The sequence below is a fragment of the Paraburkholderia sp. BR10937 genome (assembly GCF_040965695.1).
Taxonomy (GTDB): Bacteria; Pseudomonadota; Gammaproteobacteria; order Burkholderiales; family Burkholderiaceae; genus Paraburkholderia.
On the sequence record NZ_JBFRCL010000199.1, the window covers coordinates 1 to 281 of the forward strand.

At 56.6% G+C, this 281-nt stretch carries 2 tRNA genes; both read right to left on the reverse strand.

The features are described from left to right. Positions 1–2 precede the first annotated feature (2 nt). Positions 3–79 (reverse strand) — tRNA-Asp (locus tag AB4Y44_RS42640). A gap of 75 nt (positions 80–154) precedes the next feature. Further along, a tRNA-Glu gene (locus tag AB4Y44_RS42645) sits at positions 155–230 on the reverse strand. Positions 231–281: the final 51 nt, after the last annotated feature.

The window sequence follows — 281 nt, forward strand, 5'->3', positions numbered from 1 at the left end:
TCTGGCGGAGCGGACGGGACTCGAACCCGCGACCCCCGGCGTGACAGGCCGGTATTCTAACCGACTGAACTACCGCTCCAGTTCGACACAGTCAGATGGATGTCGGCTGATTTCCACCTGATGCCTCGCCAATCTCATTGACGACGCTCATGTCTGGCGTCCCCTAGGGGATTCGAACCCCTGTACTCACCGTGAAAGGGTGATGTCCTAGGCCTCTAGACGAAGGGGACATGATCTTTTCAGATAATGCCTTTGCTGCACTCTACTGCTTACTGCGCGTT